Raw genomic sequence first — 22585 nt, forward strand, 5'->3', positions numbered from 1 at the left:
CCTAAATAACGGATATGTACACCATCACCACCGCCACTACCCTCAGGGCCGATACAAATGCGCATGCCCCGCGCGATACAACGACGACTCACCAAAACTGTCACTGGCCAAAACCCGACCCACCAGAATCAACGCCGTACGCCGAAACCTCTTGGCTGCCACCTTCCCGGCAATATCCGCCAGCGTACCAATGGCCCAATCCTGATCCGGCCAGGTCGCCCGATGCACCACCGCAATCGGACAATCCTCCCCATAGTGAGGCACCAACTCAGCCACGATCTTTTCCAGATGATTCACCCCCAGGTGAATCGCCATGGTCGTCCCATGCTGCGCCAGGCTACTGAACACCTCACCCTCAGGCATCGCCGTCTTATCCGCATACCGCGTCAAAATCACACTCTGCGCAATGTCCGGCAACGTCAGCTCAGCCTCCAACAACGCCGCACAAGCCGCCACCGCCGTCACTCCGGGAATGATCTGAAACCCAATCCCAAGCTCCCGCAAAAGCCGAATCTGCTCCCCAATCGCCCCGTACAAACTCGGATCCCCGGAATGCACCCGCGCCACATCCTGGCCTTTCTCATGGGCCGTCTTGATCAGCTCGATGATCTGCTCCAGATGCAACTCGGCACTGTTGACCACCAGCTCAGCCTGATGCCCCTCAAGCACCGCCGCCGGTACCAGCGAGCCGGCATAGATAATCACCGGGCAACTGCGAATCAGCCGCTGCCCCTTGACCGTGATCAATTCCGGATCGCCTGGGCCTGCGCCGATGAAAAAGACAGTCATGGATTCATTCCTGTGAAAAAAAGCACGCGAGCAGCCCTCCAGATGAAGATTACTCATGATCAAAGCTGACGATTATCGGGAATTCAGCCGGCGCAAGCCAATGCAAAGGTGGCCTGGGCGGTTTTTTTGCGAGTGATCAGCAGGGTAACAGGGCCTTGGGACAGGTGTTCTGCCAGTGCCAGGGCCGCACTTTCCGCGATGCCGTAGCAACCGGTATAAGCAAAAACCGTCTCCGACTTATGGCTCAATCGATCTTCATAGGGCGCCAATTGCGCAGCACTGAAAACCACCAAAGGCAGCTCCAGAATCTCTGCCAACTCAAGTAGCCCCGGCTCATCCTGCTTGAGATCAAGGCTGGCCAGCGCAGTGATGCGCTGACGCTCAATGCCACCCTCGGCGAGGGCGGCGTTGAACAGTTCACGCAGGATGTCGACAGAACAACCCCGCTGACACCCCAGGCCAACCGCCAGGATCATGCCGAATACTGACCATCACGGTTACGGCGAAACAGCCAGGCACTGATCAACCCCAGCGCCAGCCAGAAGGCAACGTTAGTCAACTGCGAGGCGATCTTGAATTGAGCTTCCAGAGCCTCCGGCGCCAGCATCGAGTGGACTTCCGGCTGTGGTGCGCCAATCACATGGGGCACAGCCAGGATCGCCACGCCCAGGATTTTCAGCAGCCAGTTACGACCGAACACGATCAGCGCGATACCGGCAGCGGTAGAGGCGGCAGTGCCGATCCACCAGATTTGCCGTTGCGCCAGGTCTGCCGCCGCAGTCCCCGGCAATTCAGGCGGCAAGCCCAGGGTCGGCGCCAACACAAAGGTGGCGTAACCGGCCAGGCCCCACAGCAGGCCTTGGGCCGTACGGGTCGGTGCACGCAGGGTGTACAGGCCGGCAAGCATCAGGGCAAAACCTACGGCGACCACCAGGTTACCGCCCGTAGTCGACAGCACACGCTGCCAGCCATCTTCCGGCTCCCAGGCTTCAGCGTCGTGGGTGTGGGCCGTGGCTTCGGCATGTTCATGCACTTCGGTCGCGGCCGGGGCGTTTTCGAAGGTTTCCGCCTGCAGGATCAGCGGGGCAACCCAGAAGCTTTGCAGCAAGGTCAGCAGCAGGGCGGCCAGGAGGCCGGTGAAACCTGCGGTTTGGGCAATACGCTTGATCATGTCGGCAGGTCTCAGTGGCACGGGAACGCAGCGCTGTGGCGGGTATCGTGGGCGGCGTTGTGCACCGCTTCGATGTGCGAGAAACCGGCGAAATACACTAGGCACGCGCCGAGGATCGACGCGCCTATGGCGGCAGTCAGGCGTTGGCTAAGGGTGGCGGTGGTGCTGGCGGTAGAGGCGGTGCTGCTGATGATCGACATGGCGCGTCCCTTCAGGGTTTCAGGGTGACACGAGCGCATGAAAACCCCGCGAGCCAGGCACGCAGGGTTCTGAACAGCGCCCGCCCACCGCGGGTTTGTTATCTGATTTTTTCGGGCCGGTCTCCGGGCTTGCGAGGGGCCTGGGCCTTGAAAGCATCACCTTCCCATGCCGTAGAGGCACAGTGGTTTTGATGCTTCACTCGCTTACCGTTGCGGGGGCAGCACCGGACTCGTCACGCCCTTGAGTAAAGGAACATGACTCACCGGTTTCCCGTTTCACCCTGTGAAGGGCACCCGAAACAAGATGTGTAGGAGAGCATGGGCGGGCGATGGGCGTCAAATCGCCGGGTTATTGCCAGCGTTTGAACAGCACGCTGGCATTCACGCCGCCGAATCCAAACCCATTGGAAATCGCGTATTCAATCGGCAACGACCGGGCTTGGCCCCGGACCATATCCAGCCCATCGGCAGCGGGGTCCGGGTTATCCAGGTTGAGGGTCGCCGGGGCAATCTGGTCGCGCAGGGCGAGCACGGTGAAGATCGCCTCGATCCCGCCCGCTGCGCCCAGTAAGTGGCCAGTCGCCGACTTCGTTGCGCTGATAGCCACACTGGAATCGGCTCCGAACAGCGTATTGATCGCTGCCAGTTCGCCGTTGTCGCCTACGGGGGTCGACGTGGCATGGGCGTTCAAGTGCTGGATCTGTGCGGCGCTGATTCCGGCCTGCGCGATCGCCAATTCCATTGCCCTGCGTGCACCCGAGCCATCTTCCGGGCCCGAGGTCATGTGATAGGCGTCGGCGCTGGTGCCGTAGCCCACCAGCTCTGCAATAGGCGTCGCCCCGCGAGCCAATGCATGCTCCAGTTCCTCGATCACCAACAGCCCGGCACCTTCGCCCATCACAAACCCGTCGCGGCCTTGATCGAACGGGCGGGAAGCCAATGCCGGCGTGTCGTTGTAATCGCTGGACAGCGCACGCGCCGCAGCAAAACCGCCGAGGCTGACTCGGTGGATACAGGCTTCGGCGCCGCCACACACGGCGATGTCGATTTCGCCGGCACGGATCATTCGCGCAGCATCACCAATCGCCTGTACGCCGGCGGCGCAAGCAGTGACGGGGGAGCCCAGCGGACCTTTCAGTTGATGCTGGATCGACACGTGCCCGGCCGCCATGTTGCCGAGGAATGACGGGATCGTGAACGGCGACAGGCGGCGAGGCCCTTTGCTGTCAGCCGTACGAACGGCCTCGGCAATCGCGGGAAAACCACCCACGCCGGAGGCGATGATTGTCGCGGTACGTTCCTGCTGCGATGGCGTCTGCGGACTCCAGCCAGCCTGGGCCAGGGCCTCTTGCGCGGCTGCCAGGGCAAACACGATGAACCGGTCCATCTTGCGTTGTTCCTTGGCCGGGATGACAGTGTCCGGGTCAAAGCCGGCTTCAGGGTCCTGGATGCGGTCCAACACTTGGCCGCCGATGCTGATTGCCAGGTCGCCGATCAATGCCTCGGGTAGCCTGCGAATCCCGGATTCACCGGCCAGCAGGCGCTTCCAGGTCTGTTCCACGCCGGTTGCCAGCGGTGTCACTGCACCCATGCCGGTCACAACAATTCGCTTACTCATGATCGCTTAGCTCCGCAAATTTCAGGTTGGTAGCAATGCATGGACGAAACTATCATTATGAAAGTAACATCCGATAGCTGAAATTTCCGTAGCCGCCCCACAGAGGAACTGCAATGCAACGTAAGTCGCTGGTGAATGCCGAATGCCCGGTAGCCCGTGGAGTGGAACGGGTAGGCGAGTGGTGGAGCATCCTGATCATGCGCGACGCGCTGCAAGGTTTGCGGCGTTTTGACGAGTTTTCCCAGAGCCTGGGAATCGCTCCGAATATGCTCACCCGCCGGCTCAACAGCCTGGTCGAGGCGGGGCTGCTGGAGCGCCGGCAATACAGCGAGCGGCCGCCCCGTTTCGAGTACGTACCGACGCCGGTTGGCGAGGATTTCCGGGTGGTGATCATGGCGTTCATCGGCTGGGGCAACCGCCATTTCGCCAACGAAGGTGAAAGCCTGCAATTGGTTGACCGGGAAACCCGGCGCCCGGTGGAAGTGGCGGTGGTGGACGCCGACGGTGTGCGCGTGTCCGTCGAGCAATGCAGCGTTCAAGCCGGGCCTGCTGCCAGCGAGGGCATGCTGGAGCGCCTGGCGCTGCTTCGCGCCAAACGCTCGGACATTGACCCGTCCCCGCGCACTGCGTAGCCTTGCACCTTCGAGGTTCTTCGGCCCAGGCCGAAGCTAAGAAGGGAACGCGGTCAATGCCGCGGCTGCCCCCGCAACTGTAAAGGGTTTATCTGACTGCCACGCCACTGCCTGAACAAGGCGGGAAGGCGCAGCCAGCGCCGGCATCACCGCCGGCAAGCCCCAAGCCAGGAGACCTGCCTCGCAACCGATTTTCTACTTCAACCGGGCGGGGTGATCCGGTGGCGAATTCTGCTCCTGCGCACCCGCGCAGGGCCACTCGTCCCGTATGCCCGCCCCAAAGGGCATCCGATGAAAACACTGGCCAAACTCCCCGTCACCATCGTTACCGGCTTCCTCGGCTCGGGCAAGACCACCTTGCTGCGCCACATGCTGGATAACGCCCAGGGGCGCCGCATCGCGGTGATCGTCAACGAGTTCGGCGAGCTGGGCATTGACGGTGAAATCCTCAAGCAATGCTCCATCGGCTGTACCGAAGAAGAGGCGAACGGCCGCGTCTACGAATTGGCCAATGGCTGCCTGTGCTGCACGGTCCAGGAAGAGTTCTTCCCGGTGATGCGCGAACTGGTGGCCCGTCGCGGCGACCTCGACCATATCCTCATCGAAACCTCGGGCCTGGCCCTGCCAAAACCCTTGGTCCAGGCGTTCCAGTGGCCGGAAATCCGCAGCGCCTGCACCGTTGACGCCGTGATCACCGTGGTCGACAGCCCAGCCGTGGCCGCCGGCACGTTCGCCGCCTTCCCGGACCAGGTTGACGCCCAGCGCAAGCTCGACCCGAACCTGGACCACGAATCCCCCCTGCACGAGCTGTTCGCCGACCAACTGGCCAGCGCCGACCTGGTGATCCTCAACAAGTCCGACCTGATCAGCCCTGAAGACCTGGCCCGTGTGCGCCTGGAAGTGGCAGAAGAACTGCCGCCGGCGGTAAAAATCATCGAAGCCAGCAGCGGTCGCCTGCCGCTGGACGTATTGATCGGCCTGGGCGCGGGCTCGGAAGAACACATCGACGGCCGCCACAGCCATCACGATCATCATCACGAAGGTGAGGACGACCACGACCACGATGCCTTCGACTCCATCTCCATCGAACTGCCCCAGGCCGACGAAAGCCTGCTGCTGGACGCCCTGACCCAACTGGTGGTCAAGCACGGCATCCTGCGGGTCAAGGGCTTCGCGGCGATCCCGAACAAGCCGATGCGCCTGCTGATCCAGGGCGTGGGCACGCGTTTCGACAAGCACTTCGACCGCGCCTGGCGCGCCGATGAGCCGCGCGCCACGCACCTGGTGCTGATCGGCCAGGAACTCGACGCCGCCTTGCTCGAAGCGCAACTGCGCGCTGCCCTCAGCGTTTAAACCATGCATCTGCTCAGGACCCAGCCCGGCGGTTTCGTTTCGGATGACAACATCGCCGACCTTGGGCAAACCCCCGCCGAGCTGGTGATCCTGTGCAGCGGTGATTCCAGCCTGGCGCTGCTGGCCGAAGCGGCCCAGCAGTTGCCCGATGATTACCCGAGCCTGCGCCTGGCCAACCCGATGCAGGTGCAGAACCATGCTTCGGTCGACCTGTATGTGGATGAGGTGCTGCGCCACGCCAAGGTCATCCTGATTTCGCTGCACGGCGGCATCGGTTATTGGCGCTACGGTATCGAGCGCCTGGTGGAGTTGGCCGAGCGCGGCGTGCAGCTGATCCTGGTGCCGGGGGATGATCGCCCGGACCCGGAACTCAGTGGCCTCAGCACCGTGGGCGCCGAGGAACGTGACCGGCTCTGGCACTTCCTGCGCCAGGGTGGTTTGGGGAATGCGCTGGATTTCTATCGTTGCCTGGCCGCCGGCTACCTTGGCCGCGATTACGCCTGGAGCGAGCCGCAAACCCTGCCGCGCACGGCGATTTATCATCCGCATAAAGCCAATGCCCGTCTCAACGATTGGCAGGCTGACTGGCAAGCTGATTTTCCCGTGGCGGCGGTGCTGTTCTACCGCTCCCATTTGCAGGCGGCCAACACCGGCTTTATTGATGTTTTTTGCCAGCGCTTGCAGGCCGCGGGTCTCAACCCGCTGCCGATGGCGGTGGCCAGTTTGAAAGAGCCCGGCTGCCTGACCGTGGTCGAGGATTTGCTGGACGAGGTGCACGCCTCGGTGATTCTGAATACCACCGGTTTTGCCCAGTCCAGCCCCGAAGCGCCGCACCTGCGGCCGTTTCGCCGCAATATCCCGGTGATCCAGGCGATTTGCGCCCAGGACAACGAGCCCGGCTGGCAGGCCAGCGAGCAAGGCCTCGGCCCCCGTGACCTGGCGATGCACATCGCGTTGCCGGAACTGGACGGGCGCATCATCAGCCGGCCCATCAGCTTCAAGGACCTGGCCTGGCGCAGCGAGCGCAGCCAGTCGGATGTGGTGTGCTATCGCGCACAGCCGGAGCGCATGGACTTTGTCGCCGAACTGGCGCGGCGCTGGGTCGAACTGGCGCGGGTGCCGAATGGCGAAAAGCGTATCGCGCTGATCCTCGCCAACTACCCGACCCGGGACGGACGTATCGGCAACGGCGTGGGTCTAGACACCCCAGCCGCCGCGCTGAATATCCTGCGGGCACTGAAAATCCAAGGTTATCCGCTGCCGGACGAGCTGCCGGAAAGCGGAACGGCACTGATCCAGGCGCTCTTGGGCGGCGTCAGCAACGACCTGGACAGCCTCGACTTGCGTCCGTGTCATCAGAGCCTGGCGCTGGATGACTACGAGGCGATGTTCAACCGCTTGCCCGAGTCCAATCGCCAGGCCGTGTTGGCACGCTGGGGTACACCTCATAGCGATCCGATGTTCCGCGACGGCCGCATGATGATCGCGGGCCTGCGTTTGGGCCTGACCTTCGTCGGCATCCAGCCGGCCCGGGGTTACCAGGTGGACGCGAGTGCGGTCTATCACGACCCGGACCTGGTGCCGCCCCATGGCTACCTGGCGTTCTACTTCTGGTTGCGCCACACCTACGGCGCCCACGGCGTGATCCACGTTGGCAAGCACGGCAACCTGGAATGGCTGCCGGGCAAGGGCGTCGGGCTTTCCGAGAACTGCTGGCCCGACGCACTACTGGGGCCGCTGCCGAATATCTACCCGTTTATCGTCAATGACCCGGGCGAGGGCGCCCAGGCCAAGCGCCGCACCCAGGCCGTGATCATCGACCACCTGATGCCGCCGCTGACCCGCGCCGAAACCTATGGGCCGCTGCGCGACCTGGAGTTGCTGGCCGACGAGTATTACGAGGCACAACTGCTCGACCCACGGCGTGCCCGCGAGCTGCAAAAGGACATCCTCAAGCTGGTGCGCGAAACCCGCATCGACCAGGAACTGGCCCTGGACGAAAACCTCGACAGCGACGCCGATGCGGCGATCTGGCTGCCGCGCCTGGACACCTACCTGTGTGACTTGAAGGAGTCGCAGATTCGCGATGGCCTGCACATTTTCGGCGAGTCACCCGAGGGCCGCTTGCGCATCGACACCTTGCTGGCGTTGTTGCGTATTCCGCGTGGCGATGGGCGGGGGCCGCAATCGAGCCTGCTGCGGGTATTGGCCAAGGCCTTCGACCTGGGCTTCGACCCGCTGGACTGTGCCCTGGCCGAGCCGTGGACCGGGCGCCGGCCAGTGGTGCTGCAGAAGATCGACACGCAATTGTGGCGCACCGCCGGCGACACCCGTGAACGCCTGGAGCTGTATGCCGCACGCCTGATCGAGCAGGCCCTGGAAGGTGCCGTGGAGCAGCTTGAAGAGCCCGGCTGGGAAGACGTCAAGGCGGTGATCGAGAGCTTGCGCATCGTCGTCGCGCCACGCCTGGATGCCTGCGGCCCGGCGGAAATGCGCGGGTTGCTGGATGCCTTGAACGGGCGCTTCGTCCCGGCCGGGCCCAGCGGCGCGCCGAGCCGGGGCCGTCTGGACGTGTTGCCTACCGGTCGTAACTTTTTCTCGGTGGATGTGCGCAACCTGCCCACCACCACTGCCTGGCGCATCGGCTTCCAGTCGGCGAACCTGATCCTTGAGCGTCACCTGCAAGACCATGGCGACCACTTGCGCCAACTCGGCCTGTCGGTGTGGGGCACCGCCACCATGCGCACCGGCGGCGACGATATCGCCCAGGCCATGGCGCTGATGGGCGTGCGCCCGGTGTGGGCCACCGGCAGCCAGCGGGTGGATGACTTTGAAATCCTGCCGATCAGTCTGCTGGACCGGCCACGGGTGGATGTGACCTTGCGCGTGTCGGGCTTCTTCCGCGATGCATTCGCCAACCTGATCCGCCTGTTCGACGCGGCGGTGCAAGCCGTGGCTGCGCTGGACGAACCGGATGACCTGAACCCGCTGGCGGCCAAGGTGCGCAGTGAGCGCGAGGCCTTGCGCCTGTCGGGCCTGGACGAGGACGCGGCGGCGAAGCAGGCCGGCTGGCGGATCTTCGGTGCCAAGCCCGGTGCCTATGGTGCCGGCGTGCAGGGCGCGATTGATGGGCGCTTGTGGCAGAGCCGCGAAGACCTGGCGGAGGTTTACCTGAACTGGGGCGGCTACGCCTATGGCGGCTCCGACGAAGGCACCGCCGCCCGCGAACAGTTTGCCCAGCGTTTGAGCCAGGTGCAGGCGGTGTTGCAGAACCAGGACAACCGCGAGCATGACCTGCTGGACTCCAATGACTACTACCAATTCCAGGGCGGCATGCTCGCCGCCGTGGAAACCCTGAGCGGCGACAAGGCCGCCAGCTATCATGGTGACCACAGCCAGCCGGACTTGCCGAAAGTCCGCACGTTGAAGGAAGAGTTGAACCGGGTGATTCGTGCCCGTGCGGCCAACCCGAAGTGGATCGAAGGGGTGAAGCGCCACGGCTACAAAGGCGCGTTCGAGATGGCGGCCACCGTGGATAATCTGTTCGCGTTCGACGCTACGACGGCGTTGATCGACGATCATCAATACGCGTTGCTGGCGGATGCCTACTTGCTGGACCCGGGCACCCGCGCCTTTGTGCAGCAGCACAACCCGGATGCCCTGCGGGATATGACCGAACGCATGCTCGAAGCCCAGCAGCGCGGCATGTGGCAGGAGCCTGGGGCGTACCGCGAGGCGTTGGAAAACCTGTTGTTGGATATAGAAGAAGGCAGTTGATGACCGACATCCCGCATTTCCCGCTGTCCGCCGTGGTCGGCGCCGACGACTTGAAACTGGCCCTGTGCCTGACGGCCATCGACCCGAAGATCGGTGGCGTGCTGATTGAAGGCCCGCGGGGCATGGCCAAGTCCACCCTGGCCCGTGGCCTGGCGGACCTGCTCGCCAGCGGCCAGTTCGTCACGCTGCCGTTGGGCGCCACCGAAGAGCGGCTGGTGGGCACACTCGATCTGGACGCGGCACTCAGTGAGGGCCGCGCACAGTTTTCCCCCGGCGTGCTGGCCAAGGCCGACGGCGGCGTGCTCTATGTCGATGAAGTCAACCTGCTGCCCGACCACCTGGTGGACCTGCTGCTGGACGTGGCCGCCAGCGGCACCAACCTGATCGAGCGCGACGGGATTTCCCACCGGCATTCGGCGCGTTTTGTACTGATCGGCACCATGAACCCGGAAGAGGGCGAGCTGCGCCCGCAATTGCTCGACCGGTTTGGTTTCAACGTAGCGCTGAGCGGGCACACCCAGCCGGCCGAACGCGGGCAGATCATCCGTCGCCGCCTGGATTTCGACAGCGACCCTCAGGGTTTCTGCGGGCAATGGGCCGACCGGCAGGCCGCGTTGCGTGAGCGTTGCGCCCGGGCCCGCGCATTGCTGGAGAGCATCCCGTTGGATGACCAGGCGCTGGCGCAGATTACCGAGCGCTGCTTTGCCGCCGGCGTCGATGGCTTGCGCGCCGACCTGGTCTGGCTGCGTGGCGCACGTGCCCATGCGGCCTGGCGGGGCGCGACGGCTATCAGCGAAGAAGATATCGAAGCGGTCGCGGAATTTGCCCTGCGCCATCGTCGTCAGGAGCAATCCCCGCCTGCAACGCCGCCCGCTGGCGGTCAATCACCCAAGCCCAATGATGCACCTGAAGGCCAGGGCCAATGGGGCGACATGCCCGCACCCGCCTTGCCGATAGGTGCTCGCCGTGATGTGCCCACCTGGCCAAAAAAGCCCTAGGCATCCGCCCCAAACCTGACGCAGGGGCGGATGCACGGCCCAAGGCGGGTCGACTGAACAAGGGCCGGCGTGGCCAGGCGCGCAGCGCGGCCGAAGGTTCGATCAACTGGCCGGGCACCTTGCTCGGCGGGCGGCCGCAACGCCGCGAAGATTTGTTGTATCAACTGCGTAGCCGTACGCCCCATGAACTGTGGCTGGTGATTGTCGATGCTTCGGCGTCCACCCGGCGGCATCAGGCGCTTAGCGATGCCAAGGGATTACTGGCCCAACTGTTCGACGATGCCTATCGACAGCGGGCGCGCATGGCGTTGCTCACCGCGAGCGGGCAATCGCCAAAGTGGCAGGTGCAGGGATTAAAGGCGGCAAAAGGGCTTGGTCATTGGCTTGATGGCCTCGGTGCAGGCGGTGGCACGCCATTGTTGGCAGCGCTGAACGAAGCGGGGCACTGGTTGGCGGCTCGTCGCAAGCGTTACCCGGTGGAGCAGCAGCGGTTGCTGGTGATCACCGATGGGCGGCTGAAGGATGTGGCGGGTTTGCCGCCGCTGGACTGCCCGGGTTTGCTGGTGGACATCGAGCGCGGCCCGATTCGGTTGGGTCGTTCAAAGCAGCTGGCTATGGGGTTACAGATTGACTATCGGCATATCGATAACCTGTAAGCGCCGGCACGTTCGGCCAAAGATCCGCCACCAGAAACAACCGTTCGGCTTCTTCCCATTCGCCTTCGCTGTTTTCCACCAGGCGCACCAGCAACTGCGCGGGCGCCATGGGGTCCAGTTCGGTTAGCCAGTGCTGCATCCGGGCCGCGTCCCAGGCTTCGTCCGCCGGGTAGTGCGCCGGTGCCAGCCATGCATGGCGGGGCAGCGGTTGCCAGCGTCCTGCCGGGCTTTGCTCGATAAACCTCGACCAATCGCGCTGATGCAGCCAACGGCCATTCAGGTGTTGGGGATGCGCGCCCTGCGGCGCCTGCGCCATGCCCGGCCATGGGTAGAGCAGATACCCGCCCAGCCACAGATGGGCATCAAAAGCCTGGATATCCAGCGCGGCCAGGACTTCGCGGCTCTCCGGCCGGGCGGAAATCGGCAGTTGGTGCTGGGCCAGGTGGGCCAGTTTGCGGTCGAGCCGGTCGTGGCAGCCGGGGCCGAGCCATTGCGCGGTGTCCCGGCCATTACCGTCCTGGGGCCCGAGGTAGAGTTTGATCGCCAGTTCCAGATGATGCACACCGTCACGGTCGCGCAGCAGCATGTCCAGCTCGCCCAGGGTATGCCCGGCCTGGCGGATCGGCAGGTTGGCCGCCAGCAGCTCCACGCCCGGCGCATGCTGCACGGCGAATTGCCACAGCCGTTCGTAATACAACCCCAGCCGGCGGGTGCGTGCCTGGCTCAGCCAATGCAGCAAGGCACTGCTGTCCTGGTCCAGCTGGCGCAGCCACTGCTCCAGCAAATGCGGGGCCTGCACCCAGTCGCTGCCGGTCAGCGGGTGGCGTTGTGGCCACGGCGTTTGCGCGAGCATCGGCGGGGCGAGCATCACCCATGCGAGATCGCGCACCTCGGGGTGACGCAGTTGGCGGGGCAGGTGCTGCAAATCAGGGAACAGAGTCATGGTCCGAGCATAGCCTTTTACAGCCGGGAAGGGGGCTGAGAACCGTTGTCGTCTGGGGTTTGCGGCGACAAAGGATTTTGTGTAACGCCGGCTTTCGCCCATAATCGTTCTTTTTTGCAGAACCCGAACCCCGCAGGAGCCCCATGGAGCAATTTCGCAATATCGGCATTATCGGTCGCCTGGGCAGTACCCAGGTGCTGGACACCGTCCGCCGACTGAAAAAGTTTCTGCTCGAGCGCCACCTGCACGTGATCCTCGAAGACACCATCGCTGAAATCCTCCCGGGCCATGGCCTGCAGACCTCGTCGCGCAAGATGCTCGGTGAAGTCTGCGACATGGTGATCGTGGTGGGCGGCGACGGCAGCCTGCTGGGCGCCGCCCGGGCGCTGGCGCGGCATAACGTGCCGGTGCTGGGGATCAACCGCGGAAGCCTGGGGTTCCTCACCGATATTCGCCCCGACGAGCTGGAAGTCGAAGTGGCCAAGGTGCTGGACGGCCATTACCTGGTGGAAAACCGCTTCCTGCTGCAAGCCGAAGTGCGCCGCCACGGCGAAGCCATTGGCCAGGGCGACGCCCTCAACGATGTGGTGCTGCACCCCGGCAAGTCGACGCGGATGATCGAGTTCGAGTTGTACATCGACGGCCAGTTCGTGTGCAGCCAGAAGGCCGACGGCCTGATCGTCGCCACGCCGACCGGGTCCACGGCCTACGCGCTGTCGGCCGGTGGGCCGATCATGCATCCCAAGCTGGATGCCATTGTGATCGTGCCGATGTATCCCCATATGTTGTCCAGCAGGCCTATCGTGGTCGATGGCAACAGTGAGCTGAAAATCGTGGTGTCAAAAGACATGCAGATCTACCCGCAAGTCTCCTGCGACGGGCAGAACCATTTCACCTGCGCCCCCGGTGACACCATCACCGTGAGCAAAAAGGCACAGAAGTTGCGGTTGATCCACCCGCTGGACCACAACTACTACGAAGTGTGCCGGACCAAGCTGGGCTGGGGCAGCCGCTTGGGGGGTGGAGGCGACTGATGCTCGATCCCGCGCGTAGCTACGACCTGATTGGTGACGTGCACGGTTGCGCTCATACCCTTGAGCACTTGCTCGACCGATTGGGTTACCACAAGCAGGGCGGTACCTGGCGGCATCCGTCGCGAATGGCCGTGTTCCTCGGCGATATCATCGACCGTGGCCCACGCATTCGCGAGGCGCTGCATATCGTCCACGACATGACCGAGGCCGGCCAGGCGCTGTGCATCATGGGCAACCATGAGTTCAACGCGCTGGGCTGGAGCACGCCCGCCGCCCCGGGCAGCGGCAAGCAGTTTGTGCGCGAGCACACGCCACGCCACGCGCGGTTGATCCACGAGACCCTGACCCAGTTCGAACAGCACCCGGCAGACTGGCACGATTTCCTCGGCTGGTTCTATGACATGCCGCTGTTTGTCGACGCCGGGCGATTCCGCGTAGTGCACGCCTGCTGGGACAACGGCTTTATCGAGCCCCTGCGCGCGCATTTCCCGGACGGCTGCATCGACGAACACTTCCTGCAAGCCGCCGCCGTGCCCGGCAGTTTCGCCAGCAATGCCTTCGACCGCCTGTTGCGCGGCACCGACATGCGCCTGCCGGACGGCCTGACCCTGACCGGCGGCGACGGCCTGACGCGTTCGTTCTTCCGCACCAAGTTCTGGGAAGACGACCCGAAAACCTACGGCGACATCGTGTTTCAGCCCGATGCGCTGCCGGAACCGGTGGCCGCCACGCCGCTGTCGTCCACTGAAAAGAATTCCCTGCTGCGCTACGGCGTCGACGAGCCATTGCTGTTCGTCGGCCACTACTGGCGCAGCGGCAAACCGGCGCCGATCCGCCCGAACCTGGCCTGCCTGGACTACAGCGCGGTGCTGTACGGCAAGCTGGTGGCGTACCGGCTGGATCAGGAAACCCGCCTGGACCCGCGTAAATTTGTTTGGGTCGATGTCGAGCGCCCTGAGGTTATTTCATGAGTACCGTTGCTGTATTACGCCTGCCGCTGGCGGTGGATTTGAGTGGTTTCGTCAAGCTTCTGCAACGCATGCAAGTGCCCCATCGCGTCAGCGAAGAAGCCGGGGAGCAGGTGCTGTGGGTGCCTGACTCCATCAGTGAAGACGTGAAGGTCCTGTACCAGCGCTTTCCGGCCGGTGACCCGGACCAGCAACTGGACATTCCCGAGCAGGCGACGTCGACCAGGCGTCCCGGGTTTGCCCAGCAGCTTCGCCACAGCCCGGTGACCGCGTTGGTGTTGCTGCTGAGCATCATCGTCGGCGCCGTTACGTTGCTGGGGGATAACCTGCAAGCCATGAGCTGGCTGACGTTCCTGCCGTTCAGCGTGGCAGGCGAGTACATCCGTTTCACGCCATTGACCGACAGCCTGGCGTCGGGACAGTGGTGGCGCCTGGTCACGCCGATGTTGATCCACTTCGGCATCCTGCACCTGGCCATGAACGGCATGTGGTACTGGGAACTGGGGCGACGCATCGAGTTGCGCCAGGGCAGCGTCAACCTGCTGGGCCTGACCCTGCTGTTCAGCCTGGTGTCGAACTACGCTCAATACTATTTTGGTGGTCCCGGCCTGTTTGGCGGGTTGTCCGGCGTGCTGTATGGCTTGCTCGGGCATTGCTGGATCTATCAGTGGGTGTCGCCGAATCCGATGTATCGCCTGCCTCGCGGGGTGTTGGTGATGATGCTGGTGTGGCTGGTGCTGTGCCTGTCGGGCCTGGTCTCGATGATCGGCTTCGGCGAAATCGCCAACGCGGCCCACGTGGGTGGCCTGGTGATGGGTTGCCTGACCGGTTTGTTGGGTGGCTTGTACAGCCGCCGCAAAATGTCTCCTATTTAGTTAAGGAAGAGTCTTATGTCCTCTTTTGTCGAAATGATCGAAAACATCACCCCGGACATCTACGAGAGCCTCAAGCTCGCCGTGGAAATCGGCAAATGGTCCGATGGCCGCAAGCTCACCGCCGAGCAGCGTGAATTGTCGTTGCAGGCGGTGATCGCCTGGGAACTGCAGAACCTGCCGGAAGACCAGCGCACCGGCTACATGGGCCCGCAGGAATGCGCCTCGAAGTCGGCGCCGGTGCCGAACATCCTGTTCAAGTCGGATGCCATCCATTGATTGAGATTGGCCGTGGTGCAGTCAGCAAGATGTCGGCGCAGTTGGGTGAGCCGACCGTTCAATACGCGTTTCGCCTGGGCGATACCGAGGTGCCGGTCAATCCATTGATCGGCACTACCGTGCGCCTGGAATACCTCGGTGCGATCCATTGCACCCATTGCGGTCGCAAGACCAAGACCAGTTTCAGCCAGGGTTACTGCTACCCGTGCATGACCAAACTGGCCCAGTGCGACCTGTGCATCATGAGCCCCGAGCGCTGCCATTACGACGCCGGCACCTGCCGCGATCCGGCCTGGGGTGAAAAATTCTGCATGACCGACCACGTGGTGTACCTGGCGAACTCGTCGGGGATCAAGGTCGGCATCACCCGCGCCAGCCAGCTGCCGACCCGCTGGCTCGACCAGGGCGCCAGCCAGGCGCTGCCGATCATGCGCGTTGCCACGCGCCAGCAGTCGGGCTTCGTCGAAGACCTGTTCCGCAGCCAGGTGGCCGACAAGACCAACTGGCGCGCGTTGCTCAAGGGCGATGCCCAGGCCGTCGACCTTGCGCGGGTGCGCGACGAACTGTTCGCCAGCTGTGCCGAAGGCATGCTCGGTTTGCAGGAACGCTTTGGCCTGCAGGCCATCCAACCGGTGACCGACATCGAACCGATCGAAATCCGCTACCCGATCGAGCAGTATCCGACCAAGATCGTCAGCTTCAACCTGGACAAGAACCCGATTGCCGAAGGCACGCTGATGGGGATCAAGGGCCAATACCTGATCTTCGATACCGGCGTGATCAATATTCGTAAATACACGGCCTACCAGCTCGCCGTGCATCAGTAGAAGGACGACAGACATGCGCACCGAACAGCCGAAGATGATTTACCTGAAGGACTATCAGGCGCCGGACTACCTGATCGACGAGACGCACCTGACCTTCGAGTTGTTCGAGGACCATAGCCTGGTCCACGCGCAGCTGGTGATGCGCCGCAACCCCGAGCGCGGCGCCGGCTTGCCGCCGCTGGTGCTGGACGGGCAGCAGTTGGAGCTGCTGTCGGTGAACCTGGCCGACCAGGAACTGACCGACGCCGACTACCAGTTGAGCGACAGCCACCTGACCGTGCACCCCACCAGCGCGACCTTCACCCTCGACACCACGGTGAAGATCCACCCGGAAACCAATACCGCCCTGGAAGGCCTGTACAAATCCGGCGGCATGTTCTGCACCCAGTGCGAGGCCGAGGGTTTCCGCAAGATCACCTATTACCTCGACCGTCCGGACGTGATGAGCGTGTTCACCACCACGGTGATCGCCGAGCAACACAGCTACCCGGTGTTGCTGTCCAACGGCAACCCGATTGCTTCCGGCCCTGGCGAAGACGGCCGGCACTGGGCGACCTGGGAAGATCCGTTCAAGAAGCCGGCGTACCTGTTTGCACTGGTGGCCGGTGATTTGTGGTGTGTCGAAGACACCTTCACCACCATGACCGAGCGCACCGTGGCGCTGCGTATCTATGTCGAGCCGGAAAACATCGACAAGTGCCAGCACGCCATGAACAGCCTGAAGAAATCCATGCGCTGGGACGAGGAAGTCTATGGCCGTGAGTACGACCTCGACATCTTCATGATCGTCGCGGTCAACGACTTCAACATGGGCGCCATGGAAAACAAGGGCCTCAACATCTTCAACTCCAGCGCCGTGCTGGCCCGTGCCGAAACCGCCACCGACGCCGCGCACCAGCGAGTCGAGGCGATCGTTGCCCACGAATACTTCCACAACTGGTCGGGCAACCGCGTGACCTGCCGCGACTGGTTCCAGCTGTCGCTGAAGGAAGGCTTCACCGTGTTTCGTGATTCGCAGTTCTCTGCCGACATGAACTCGGCCACCGTCAAGCGCATCCAGGACGTGGCTTATCTGCGCACCCACCAGTTCGCCGAAGATGCCGGTCCCATGGCCCACGCGGTACGCCCGGACGGCTTTATCGAGATCTCCAACTTCTACACCCTGACCGTGTACGAAAAGGGCTCGGAAGTCGTCCGTATGATCCAAACCTTGCTCGGCGCCGAAGGGTTCCGCAAAGGCAGCGACCTGTACTTCGAACGCCACGACGGCCAGGCTGTGACCTGCGATGACTTCATCAAGGCCATGGAAGACGCCAACGGCGCTGACCTGACCCAGTTCAAGCGCTGGTACAGCCAGGCCGGTACGCCACGCCTGGCGGTGAGCGAGTCCTACGACGCGGTGGCTAAAACCTACAGCCTGACCTTCCGTCAAAGCTGCCCGGAAACCCCGGACAAGGTGGAAAAACTGCCGTTCGTGATTCCGGTTGAGCTGGGCCTGCTGGACGGGAAGGGCGCGGGCATCGCCTTGCGCCTGGCCGGTGAAACCGCTGCCGGCGCCACGTCCCGCGTGATCTCGGTGACCGAAGCCGAACAGACCTTCACCTTTGTCGACATCGCCGAGCACCCGCTGCCGTCGCTGCTGCGTGGCTTCTCGGCGCCGGTGAAGCTGAGCTTCCCGTATAACCGCGACCAACTGATGTTCCTGATGCAGCACGACAGCGATGGCTTCAATCGCTGGGACGCCGGCCAGCAGCTGTCGGTGCAGGTGTTGCAGGAGCTGATCGCCCAATATCAGCAGGGCAAGGCGCTGGTGCTGGATCAACGCCTGATCACCGCATTGCGCAGCGTATTGAGCGACGAAAGCCTGGATCAGGCGATGGTCGCCGAGATGCTCTCGCTGCCGAGCGAAGCCTACCTGACCGAAATCAGCGACGTGGCGGATGTCGACGCCATCCACGCGGCCCGCGAGTTTGCTCGCAAGCAGTTGGCCGACAACCTGTTCGAGGGCCTGTGGCTGCGTTACCAGGCCAATCGCGACCTGTCGAAGAAAACCCCGTACGTGGCCGAGGCGGAACACTTTGCCCGTCGCGCCTTGCAGAACATTGCGCTGTCGTACCTGATGCTCAGCGGCAAGCCGGAAGTGCTGGCGGCGACCCTTGAACAGTTCGACGCGTGCGACAACATGACCGAGCGCCTGACGGCCCTGGCGGTGCTGGTCAACTCGCCGTTCGAAGAAGAGAAAGCCAAGGCGCTGGCGGTGTTTGCCGAGAACTTCAAGGACAACCCGCTGGTCATGGACCAGTGGTTCAGCGTTCAGGCGGGCAATGGTTTGCCGGGCGCGCTGGAGCGGGTCAAGACGTTGATGCAGCACCCTGCGTTCAACATCAAGAACCCGAACAAGGTGCGGGCACTGGTGGGCGCGTTTGCCGGGCAGAACCTGATCAACTTCCACGCGGCGGATGGTTCGGGTTATCGGTTCCTGGCGGACCTGGTGATCCAGTTGAATGGCTTCAACCCCCAGATTGCTTCGCGGCAATTGGCGCCGTTGACCCGCTGGCGCAAGTACGACAGCGCGCGGCAGGCGCTGATGAAAGGCGAGCTGGAGCGGATTCGCGCGTCGGGCGAGCTGTCCAGCGATGTGTTTGAAGTGGTGAGCAAAAGCCTCGCTTAACTGAGGCTGAGTACTGCATCTGTGGCGAGGGAGCTTGNNGCAAGCTCCCTCGCCACAACGGGTCTTAGATAACCGGCGGCCAGCGCAGGTCTTGTGCATCATCGTCCGTATAACGTGGGAAGCGCTCCGCGATCATCTCGTGGGGCACGCCCAGCGGTATCGCGCTGGCAGCATCCAGGCGGGCCACTTGCTCAGCCGAGAGTTGCACACTCAACGCACCCAGGGTGCCGTCCAGTTGTTCGCGGGTACGCGGCCCCAGGATCGGGATCAGCGCGGTGGTAGAACGACGGGCCTTTTCCCGCAGCCAGGCGATGGCGATGTGAGTCGGCGTGGCGTCCAGTTCACCGGCAACCGCCAGCAGGGTGTCGAGCACTGCCGTTTCCCGTGCGCTTTTTTCAGCGTGGACCAAAATCCCCAGCTTGCTGGCGCGGGTATCGTCCTGGCTGTTGCGGTACTTCCCGGTCAGAAAACCACCCCCCAGCGGTGACCATAAAGTCGCGGCCAGGCCCAGGGCCTCGGCCATGGGCAGCAGCTCGCGGTCAGCGGTGCGTTCGGCCAGGCTGTATTCGGTCTGGATCGCTACCAGGGGTGCAAAGCCGCGCACTTCAGCGAGCAGGTCGGCGCGGGCAATGCGCCAGGCGGGGAAGTTGGACAGCCCCGCGTAGTGGATCTTGCCGGCACGCACCAGGTCATCAAACCCCCGCAGGATCTCTTCCATCGGCGTGACGTTGTCGCTGATATGCGCCCAGAACAGGTCGATGTGGTCGGTGTTCAAGCGTTTCAGGCTTTCTTCGACGGCGCGCACCATGTTCTTGCGGTTGTTGCCAAGCTTGAGGGTGCCTTCGTCTTGAGGCTGGGTGCGCAGGGTGTATTTGCTGGCGATCACCAAGCGGTCGCGTTCCGAGGCAATGAACTCGCCGAGCAGCACTTCCGATTGGCCGAACTGGTAGCCGTTGGCAGTATCGAGGAAGTTTCCGCCGGCCTCCAGATAGCCGTCGTAGATTCGCTTGGACTCGTCGCGCTCGGCGCCGTGGCCCCAGCCTGTGCCGAAATTGGCGGTACCCAGGGCCAGCTCTGAAACCCGCAGGCCGCTGCGACGGCCAAAGACTTTATTGCGCATACCGAAACTCCTGACGCTGTGGTTGGTTTAAATGTTTCGCAACATCTATTAAATATGATGCGAGTCATATATTTCGTCAAGGGGCTTTTTTGGCGGCTGAAGGGAAGGGTGCCTGCTCCTGACACTTTCTGACGGAGGCCTCTGCTAAGCTGCGCCACCTTTCTTTTTCGAGCATGATCAACGTGTCGCGTACCAGTCGTCTGTTGACCTTGTTGCAAGTCCTGCGGGGCAAAAAACGCCCGGTGACGGCCGCCGTGCTGGCGGCAGAACTGGAGATTTCCGAGCGCACGCTGTACCGCGATATCGCCGAACTGACCGCGTTGGGCGCACCGATCTACGGCGAGGCGGGCGTGGGCTATGTGCTGCGTGCGGGCCTGTTCCTGCCGCCGCTGATGCTCAATGCCGACGAGACCGAAGCCATCGTGCTGGGCTTGCGGTATGTCGACCAGCGCGGTGATGACGTACTGAGCCAGGCGGCGGCCAATGCGCTTGCAAAGATCGCCGACGTGCTTGACCCGGCTGCCCAGGAAGCCTTGCGCAATCCGACGGTGCTGCCGGGCCCGCCAGGCTTCGGCTACCCGGAAAATCGCGTGCCGTTGAATGTGTTCCGCGAGGCCATTCGCGGCCAGGCCAAACTGCACATCGACTACGCCGATGCCAGCCAGACCGCCAGCCAGCGCCTGATCTGGCCCCTGGCCCTGGGTTTTCTCAACGAAGTGCGGGTGATCGTCGCGTGGTGTGAATTGCGTGGGGCCTATCGCACCTTCCGCACCGACCGAGTGGCCGCCGCGCGCCTGCAAGGTGAACGGTATCCGGGGCGCCGCAGCGATTGGTTGCGGGGCTGGCGCAAGCTGATGGAACAGAACGAATCCGGGCCGTTCACTCCTGACAAGAACTGACACAACGCTGCTTTAGCATGGCTCCATAAATCACTAAAAAGGAGCTGTCACCATGTCCCAACCCACCCCTGAACTGGCCCCGGCTATTGCAACCTACATTGCCGCGGCGAATGCCGGCGACACCTCGCTGGTGGCCGACTGTTTCGCCGAAGATGCCAACGTGTTCGACGAAGGCGAGCACCGGGTAGGTACAGCCGCCATCGCCCGCTGGATGGAAGACACCGGGCGTCGTTACCAGCCCAGGGTCCAGGTGCTGAATGTGCAAAACCGCACGGGCAAGGTACTGGTCAGCAACCTGATCACCGGCAGCTTTCCCGGCAGCCCGCTGGAGCTGCGCTATACCTTCCGCCTCAATGAACACGGCAAGATTGCCCGATTGGATATTTCCCTGTAGCCGTCATGGCATACTGCCGGGCATGACTTTCGACTCGCCACTTGCCGCCTATCAGCACGCCATCACCGAACAGGGTTTTGTCCCCGACGACGCCCAGCGCGAGGCGGTGCAAGCCCTGCAGGACTGCCATCAGGCCTTGCATCACGGCCATGGGCCCATCACCGGGGTGTACCTGTGGGGCCCGGTCGGCCGGGGCAAGACCTGGCTGATGGACCAGTTCTACCAAAGCCTGCGAGTGCCAGCGCGGCGCCAGCATTTTCATCACTTCATGGGCTGGGTGCACCAGCGTTCATTCCAGCTAACGGGCACCCACGATCCCTTGCAGGCCCTGGCCCGCGAACTGAGCCGGGAAGTGCGGGTGCTGTGTTTCGATGAGTTGTTTGTCAACGACATTGGTGACGCCATCATCCTCGGCCGGCTGTTCCAGGTGATGTTCGAGGAAGGCGTGGTGATGGTCTGCACGTCCAACCAGCCACCGGACCTGCTGTACGCCGACGGTTTCAACCGGGATCGTTTCCTGCCGGGAATCGAGGCGATCAAACAGCATATGCGGGTGGTGGCAGTCGATGGCGGGGAGGATCATCGGCTGCACCCGGGCACCGCACTGCAGCGTTACTGGGTCGACCAGCCCGACGCGTTGGCCGAGGTGTTTCGCCAGTTGAGCGCCGGGCAGGCAGTGAGCAGCGCCCCGGTTGCGGTCGGCTACCGCTCCATCGTGGCAGTGCAGTCCAGTGAAACCGTGCTGTGGTGTCGCTACGCCGACCTGTGTGAGCAGCCGTTGGCGGCGATGGATTTCATGCTGCTGTGTGATCGGTTCAAGGCCATTTTGCTCGGCGAGGTGCCCAACCTCAGCGCGCAAAAGCGCCCGGGACGAATCGCTCGTGGCACCGAAGACGCTGCCGAACGGGTGGACGCCGGGGACCGGGAACTGCCGGAACTGTCGGTGCATGACGACAGCGTCCGGCGTTTCATCGCGCTGGTGGACGAGTGCTACGACCGCAAGGTGCCGCTGTACATCGAGGCCCGGGTGCCGCTGGAAAGCCTCTACACCGAGGGTTACCTGGAGTTTCCATTCCGCCGCACCCTGAGCCGCCTGCAGGAGATGCAACTGGCACGGTTTGGCGAGCCTGGCGCGCTTTCACGCGGGCAAATGTAGTTAATCTCCTTCATCTAATGCCTGCACCACGCTTACAATCGAGCCCTTTTATGGGGACCGAGTCCCTGTCGCACCGTCAACGAGGAAGGAAATGGACAGCGCAGACATCCTGGTGCTGCAAGCCAGCTACACCAATCCGGTACACGCCGAGGCCATTGGCCTGGTGCTCAATCATTACGCCGAAGACCCCATGGGCGGTGGCCACAGCCTGCCGGCCGACCGCTTGCA

General features: G+C 63.2%; 21 protein-coding genes, 1 pseudogene and 2 riboswitches. Of the genes and pseudogenes, 15 read left to right on the forward strand and 7 right to left on the reverse strand.

Annotated features, from left to right (window positions below; all coding sequences use genetic code 11):
• Positions 1 to 42: 42 nt before the first annotated feature.
• The 5 genes from cobM to fabF all read right to left on the reverse strand — a co-directional run bounded on the left by cobM (position 43) and on the right by fabF (position 3778).
• The gene (cobM, locus tag HX873_RS29140; protein ID WP_177123584.1) at positions 43 to 789 is read right to left on the reverse strand and encodes a precorrin-4 C(11)-methyltransferase; all 747 of its coding nucleotides are present in this window, start codon (positions 787 to 789) and stop codon (positions 43 to 45) included.
• Positions 790 to 872: 83 nt separating this feature from the next.
• Positions 873 to 1265, reverse strand: coding sequence for a cobalamin biosynthesis protein (locus HX873_RS29145; RefSeq protein ID WP_177023396.1), 393 nt, complete (start codon positions 1263 to 1265; stop codon positions 873 to 875).
• Positions 1262 to 1960 (reverse strand): CbtA family protein, encoded by a 699-nt coding sequence (locus HX873_RS29150; RefSeq protein ID WP_008431977.1) that lies wholly within the window; start codon positions 1958 to 1960, stop codon positions 1262 to 1264. Before HX873_RS29150 ends, HX873_RS29145 begins: the two co-directional genes overlap by 4 nt.
• A gap of 11 nt (positions 1961 to 1971) precedes the next feature.
• Entirely contained in the window at positions 1972 to 2160 is a 189-nt protein-coding gene (locus HX873_RS29155) for a CbtB-domain containing protein (protein WP_003217883.1), read from the reverse strand.
• A 96-nt stretch (positions 2161 to 2256) separates the two neighbouring features.
• Positions 2257 to 2473: riboswitch (cobalamin riboswitch) on the reverse strand.
• Positions 2474 to 2509: 36 nt separating this feature from the next.
• Positions 2510 to 3778 (reverse strand): beta-ketoacyl-ACP synthase II, encoded by a 1269-nt coding sequence (gene fabF / locus HX873_RS29160; RefSeq protein ID WP_177051002.1) that lies wholly within the window; start codon positions 3776 to 3778, stop codon positions 2510 to 2512.
• 113 nt (positions 3779 to 3891) lie between these two features.
• Between fabF and HX873_RS29165 the strand changes: the two genes are divergently transcribed.
• From HX873_RS29165 to HX873_RS29185, 5 genes are all read left to right on the forward strand, one after another.
• On the forward strand, positions 3892 to 4410 hold the full coding sequence (locus HX873_RS29165; RefSeq protein WP_177029458.1) for a helix-turn-helix domain-containing protein: 519 nt from the start codon (positions 3892 to 3894) through the stop codon (positions 4408 to 4410).
• A riboswitch (cobalamin riboswitch) is annotated at positions 4407 to 4609 on the forward strand. (Overlaps the previous gene by 4 nt.)
• A 92-nt stretch (positions 4610 to 4701) precedes the next feature.
• The gene (gene cobW, locus HX873_RS29170) at positions 4702 to 5763 is read left to right on the forward strand and encodes a cobalamin biosynthesis protein CobW (protein ID WP_003217887.1); all 1062 of its coding nucleotides are present in this window, start codon (positions 4702 to 4704) and stop codon (positions 5761 to 5763) included.
• Positions 5764 to 5766: 3 nt separating this feature from the next.
• Positions 5767 to 9540 (forward strand): cobaltochelatase subunit CobN, encoded by a 3774-nt coding sequence (gene cobN / locus HX873_RS29175; protein WP_177123585.1) that lies wholly within the window; start codon positions 5767 to 5769, stop codon positions 9538 to 9540.
• Complete coding sequence (locus tag HX873_RS29180) at positions 9540 to 10538, forward strand: ATP-binding protein (protein WP_177123586.1); 999 nt, start codon at positions 9540 to 9542, stop codon at positions 10536 to 10538. Before cobN ends, HX873_RS29180 begins: the two co-directional genes overlap by 1 nt.
• Before the next feature lie 53 nt (positions 10539 to 10591).
• On the forward strand, positions 10592 to 11194 hold the full coding sequence (locus HX873_RS29185; RefSeq protein ID WP_032898884.1) for a VWA domain-containing protein: 603 nt from the start codon (positions 10592 to 10594) through the stop codon (positions 11192 to 11194).
• Here HX873_RS29185 and HX873_RS29190 read toward each other — a convergent pair.
• Positions 11151 to 12137, reverse strand: coding sequence for a DUF1853 family protein (locus HX873_RS29190; protein ID WP_008431991.1), 987 nt, complete (start codon positions 12135 to 12137; stop codon positions 11151 to 11153). The two genes, HX873_RS29185 and HX873_RS29190, sit on opposite strands and share 44 nt — an antisense overlap.
• Positions 12138 to 12280: 143 nt before the next feature.
• Here HX873_RS29190 and HX873_RS29195 point away from each other — a divergent pair, with 143 nt between their 5' ends.
• The 6 genes from HX873_RS29195 to pepN are packed head-to-tail and all read left to right on the forward strand — an operon-like array spanning position 12281 to position 18788.
• A complete protein-coding gene (locus HX873_RS29195) occupies positions 12281 to 13171 on the forward strand; it encodes an NAD(+) kinase (RefSeq protein WP_003217892.1) in 891 nt (296 codons plus the stop codon).
• Positions 13168 to 14142 carry a metallophosphoesterase gene (locus HX873_RS29200; RefSeq protein ID WP_161635726.1) on the forward strand — a complete coding sequence of 325 codons (975 nt, stop codon included), beginning with the start codon at positions 13168 to 13170 and terminating at the stop codon, positions 14140 to 14142. The genes HX873_RS29195 and HX873_RS29200 overlap by 4 nt, the downstream gene beginning before the upstream one ends.
• On the forward strand, positions 14139 to 15014 hold the full coding sequence (locus HX873_RS29205; RefSeq protein WP_177123587.1) for a rhomboid family intramembrane serine protease: 876 nt from the start codon (positions 14139 to 14141) through the stop codon (positions 15012 to 15014). Before HX873_RS29200 ends, HX873_RS29205 begins: the two co-directional genes overlap by 4 nt.
• 15 nt (positions 15015 to 15029) lie before the next feature.
• Positions 15030 to 15290, forward strand: a complete 261-nt coding sequence (locus HX873_RS29210; protein WP_003217900.1) for a YeaC family protein — start codon at positions 15030 to 15032, stop codon at positions 15288 to 15290.
• Positions 15287 to 16117, forward strand: a complete 831-nt coding sequence (locus tag HX873_RS29215) for a DUF2797 domain-containing protein (RefSeq protein ID WP_177123591.1) — start codon at positions 15287 to 15289, stop codon at positions 16115 to 16117. Before HX873_RS29210 ends, HX873_RS29215 begins: the two co-directional genes overlap by 4 nt.
• A 13-nt stretch (positions 16118 to 16130) precedes the next feature.
• Positions 16131 to 18788, forward strand: a complete 2658-nt coding sequence (gene pepN / locus HX873_RS29220) for an aminopeptidase N (protein ID WP_177123588.1) — start codon at positions 16131 to 16133, stop codon at positions 18786 to 18788.
• Between the two features lie 64 nt (positions 18789 to 18852).
• On the opposite strand, the gene HX873_RS29225 is transcribed toward pepN, so the two are convergent.
• Positions 18853 to 19908: an aldo/keto reductase gene (locus HX873_RS29225; RefSeq protein ID WP_008432003.1), complete on the reverse strand. Its 1056-nt coding sequence runs from the start codon at positions 19906 to 19908 to the stop codon at positions 18853 to 18855.
• A 182-nt stretch (positions 19909 to 20090) separates the two neighbouring features.
• Here HX873_RS29225 and HX873_RS29230 point away from each other — a divergent pair, with 182 nt between their 5' ends.
• The 4 genes and pseudogenes from HX873_RS29230 to HX873_RS29245 form a co-directional block, all read left to right on the forward strand.
• Entirely contained in the window at positions 20091 to 20807 is a 717-nt protein-coding gene (locus tag HX873_RS29230) for a YafY family protein (protein WP_032898885.1), read from the forward strand.
• A 52-nt stretch (positions 20808 to 20859) separates the two neighbouring features.
• Entirely contained in the window at positions 20860 to 21201 is a 342-nt protein-coding gene (locus HX873_RS29235; protein ID WP_177123589.1) for a nuclear transport factor 2 family protein, read from the forward strand.
• Positions 21202 to 21223: 22 nt separating this feature from the next.
• On the forward strand, positions 21224 to 22357 hold the full coding sequence (gene zapE / locus HX873_RS29240) for a cell division protein ZapE (RefSeq protein ID WP_177123590.1): 1134 nt from the start codon (positions 21224 to 21226) through the stop codon (positions 22355 to 22357).
• 91 nt (positions 22358 to 22448) lie between these two features.
• Positions 22449 to 22585, forward strand: a pseudogene (locus tag HX873_RS29245) (GNAT family N-acetyltransferase); the annotation flags it as partial.

The sequence above is a fragment of the Pseudomonas sp. P7758 genome, from assembly GCF_013386485.1.
Classification (GTDB): domain Bacteria; phylum Pseudomonadota; class Gammaproteobacteria; order Pseudomonadales; family Pseudomonadaceae; genus Aquipseudomonas.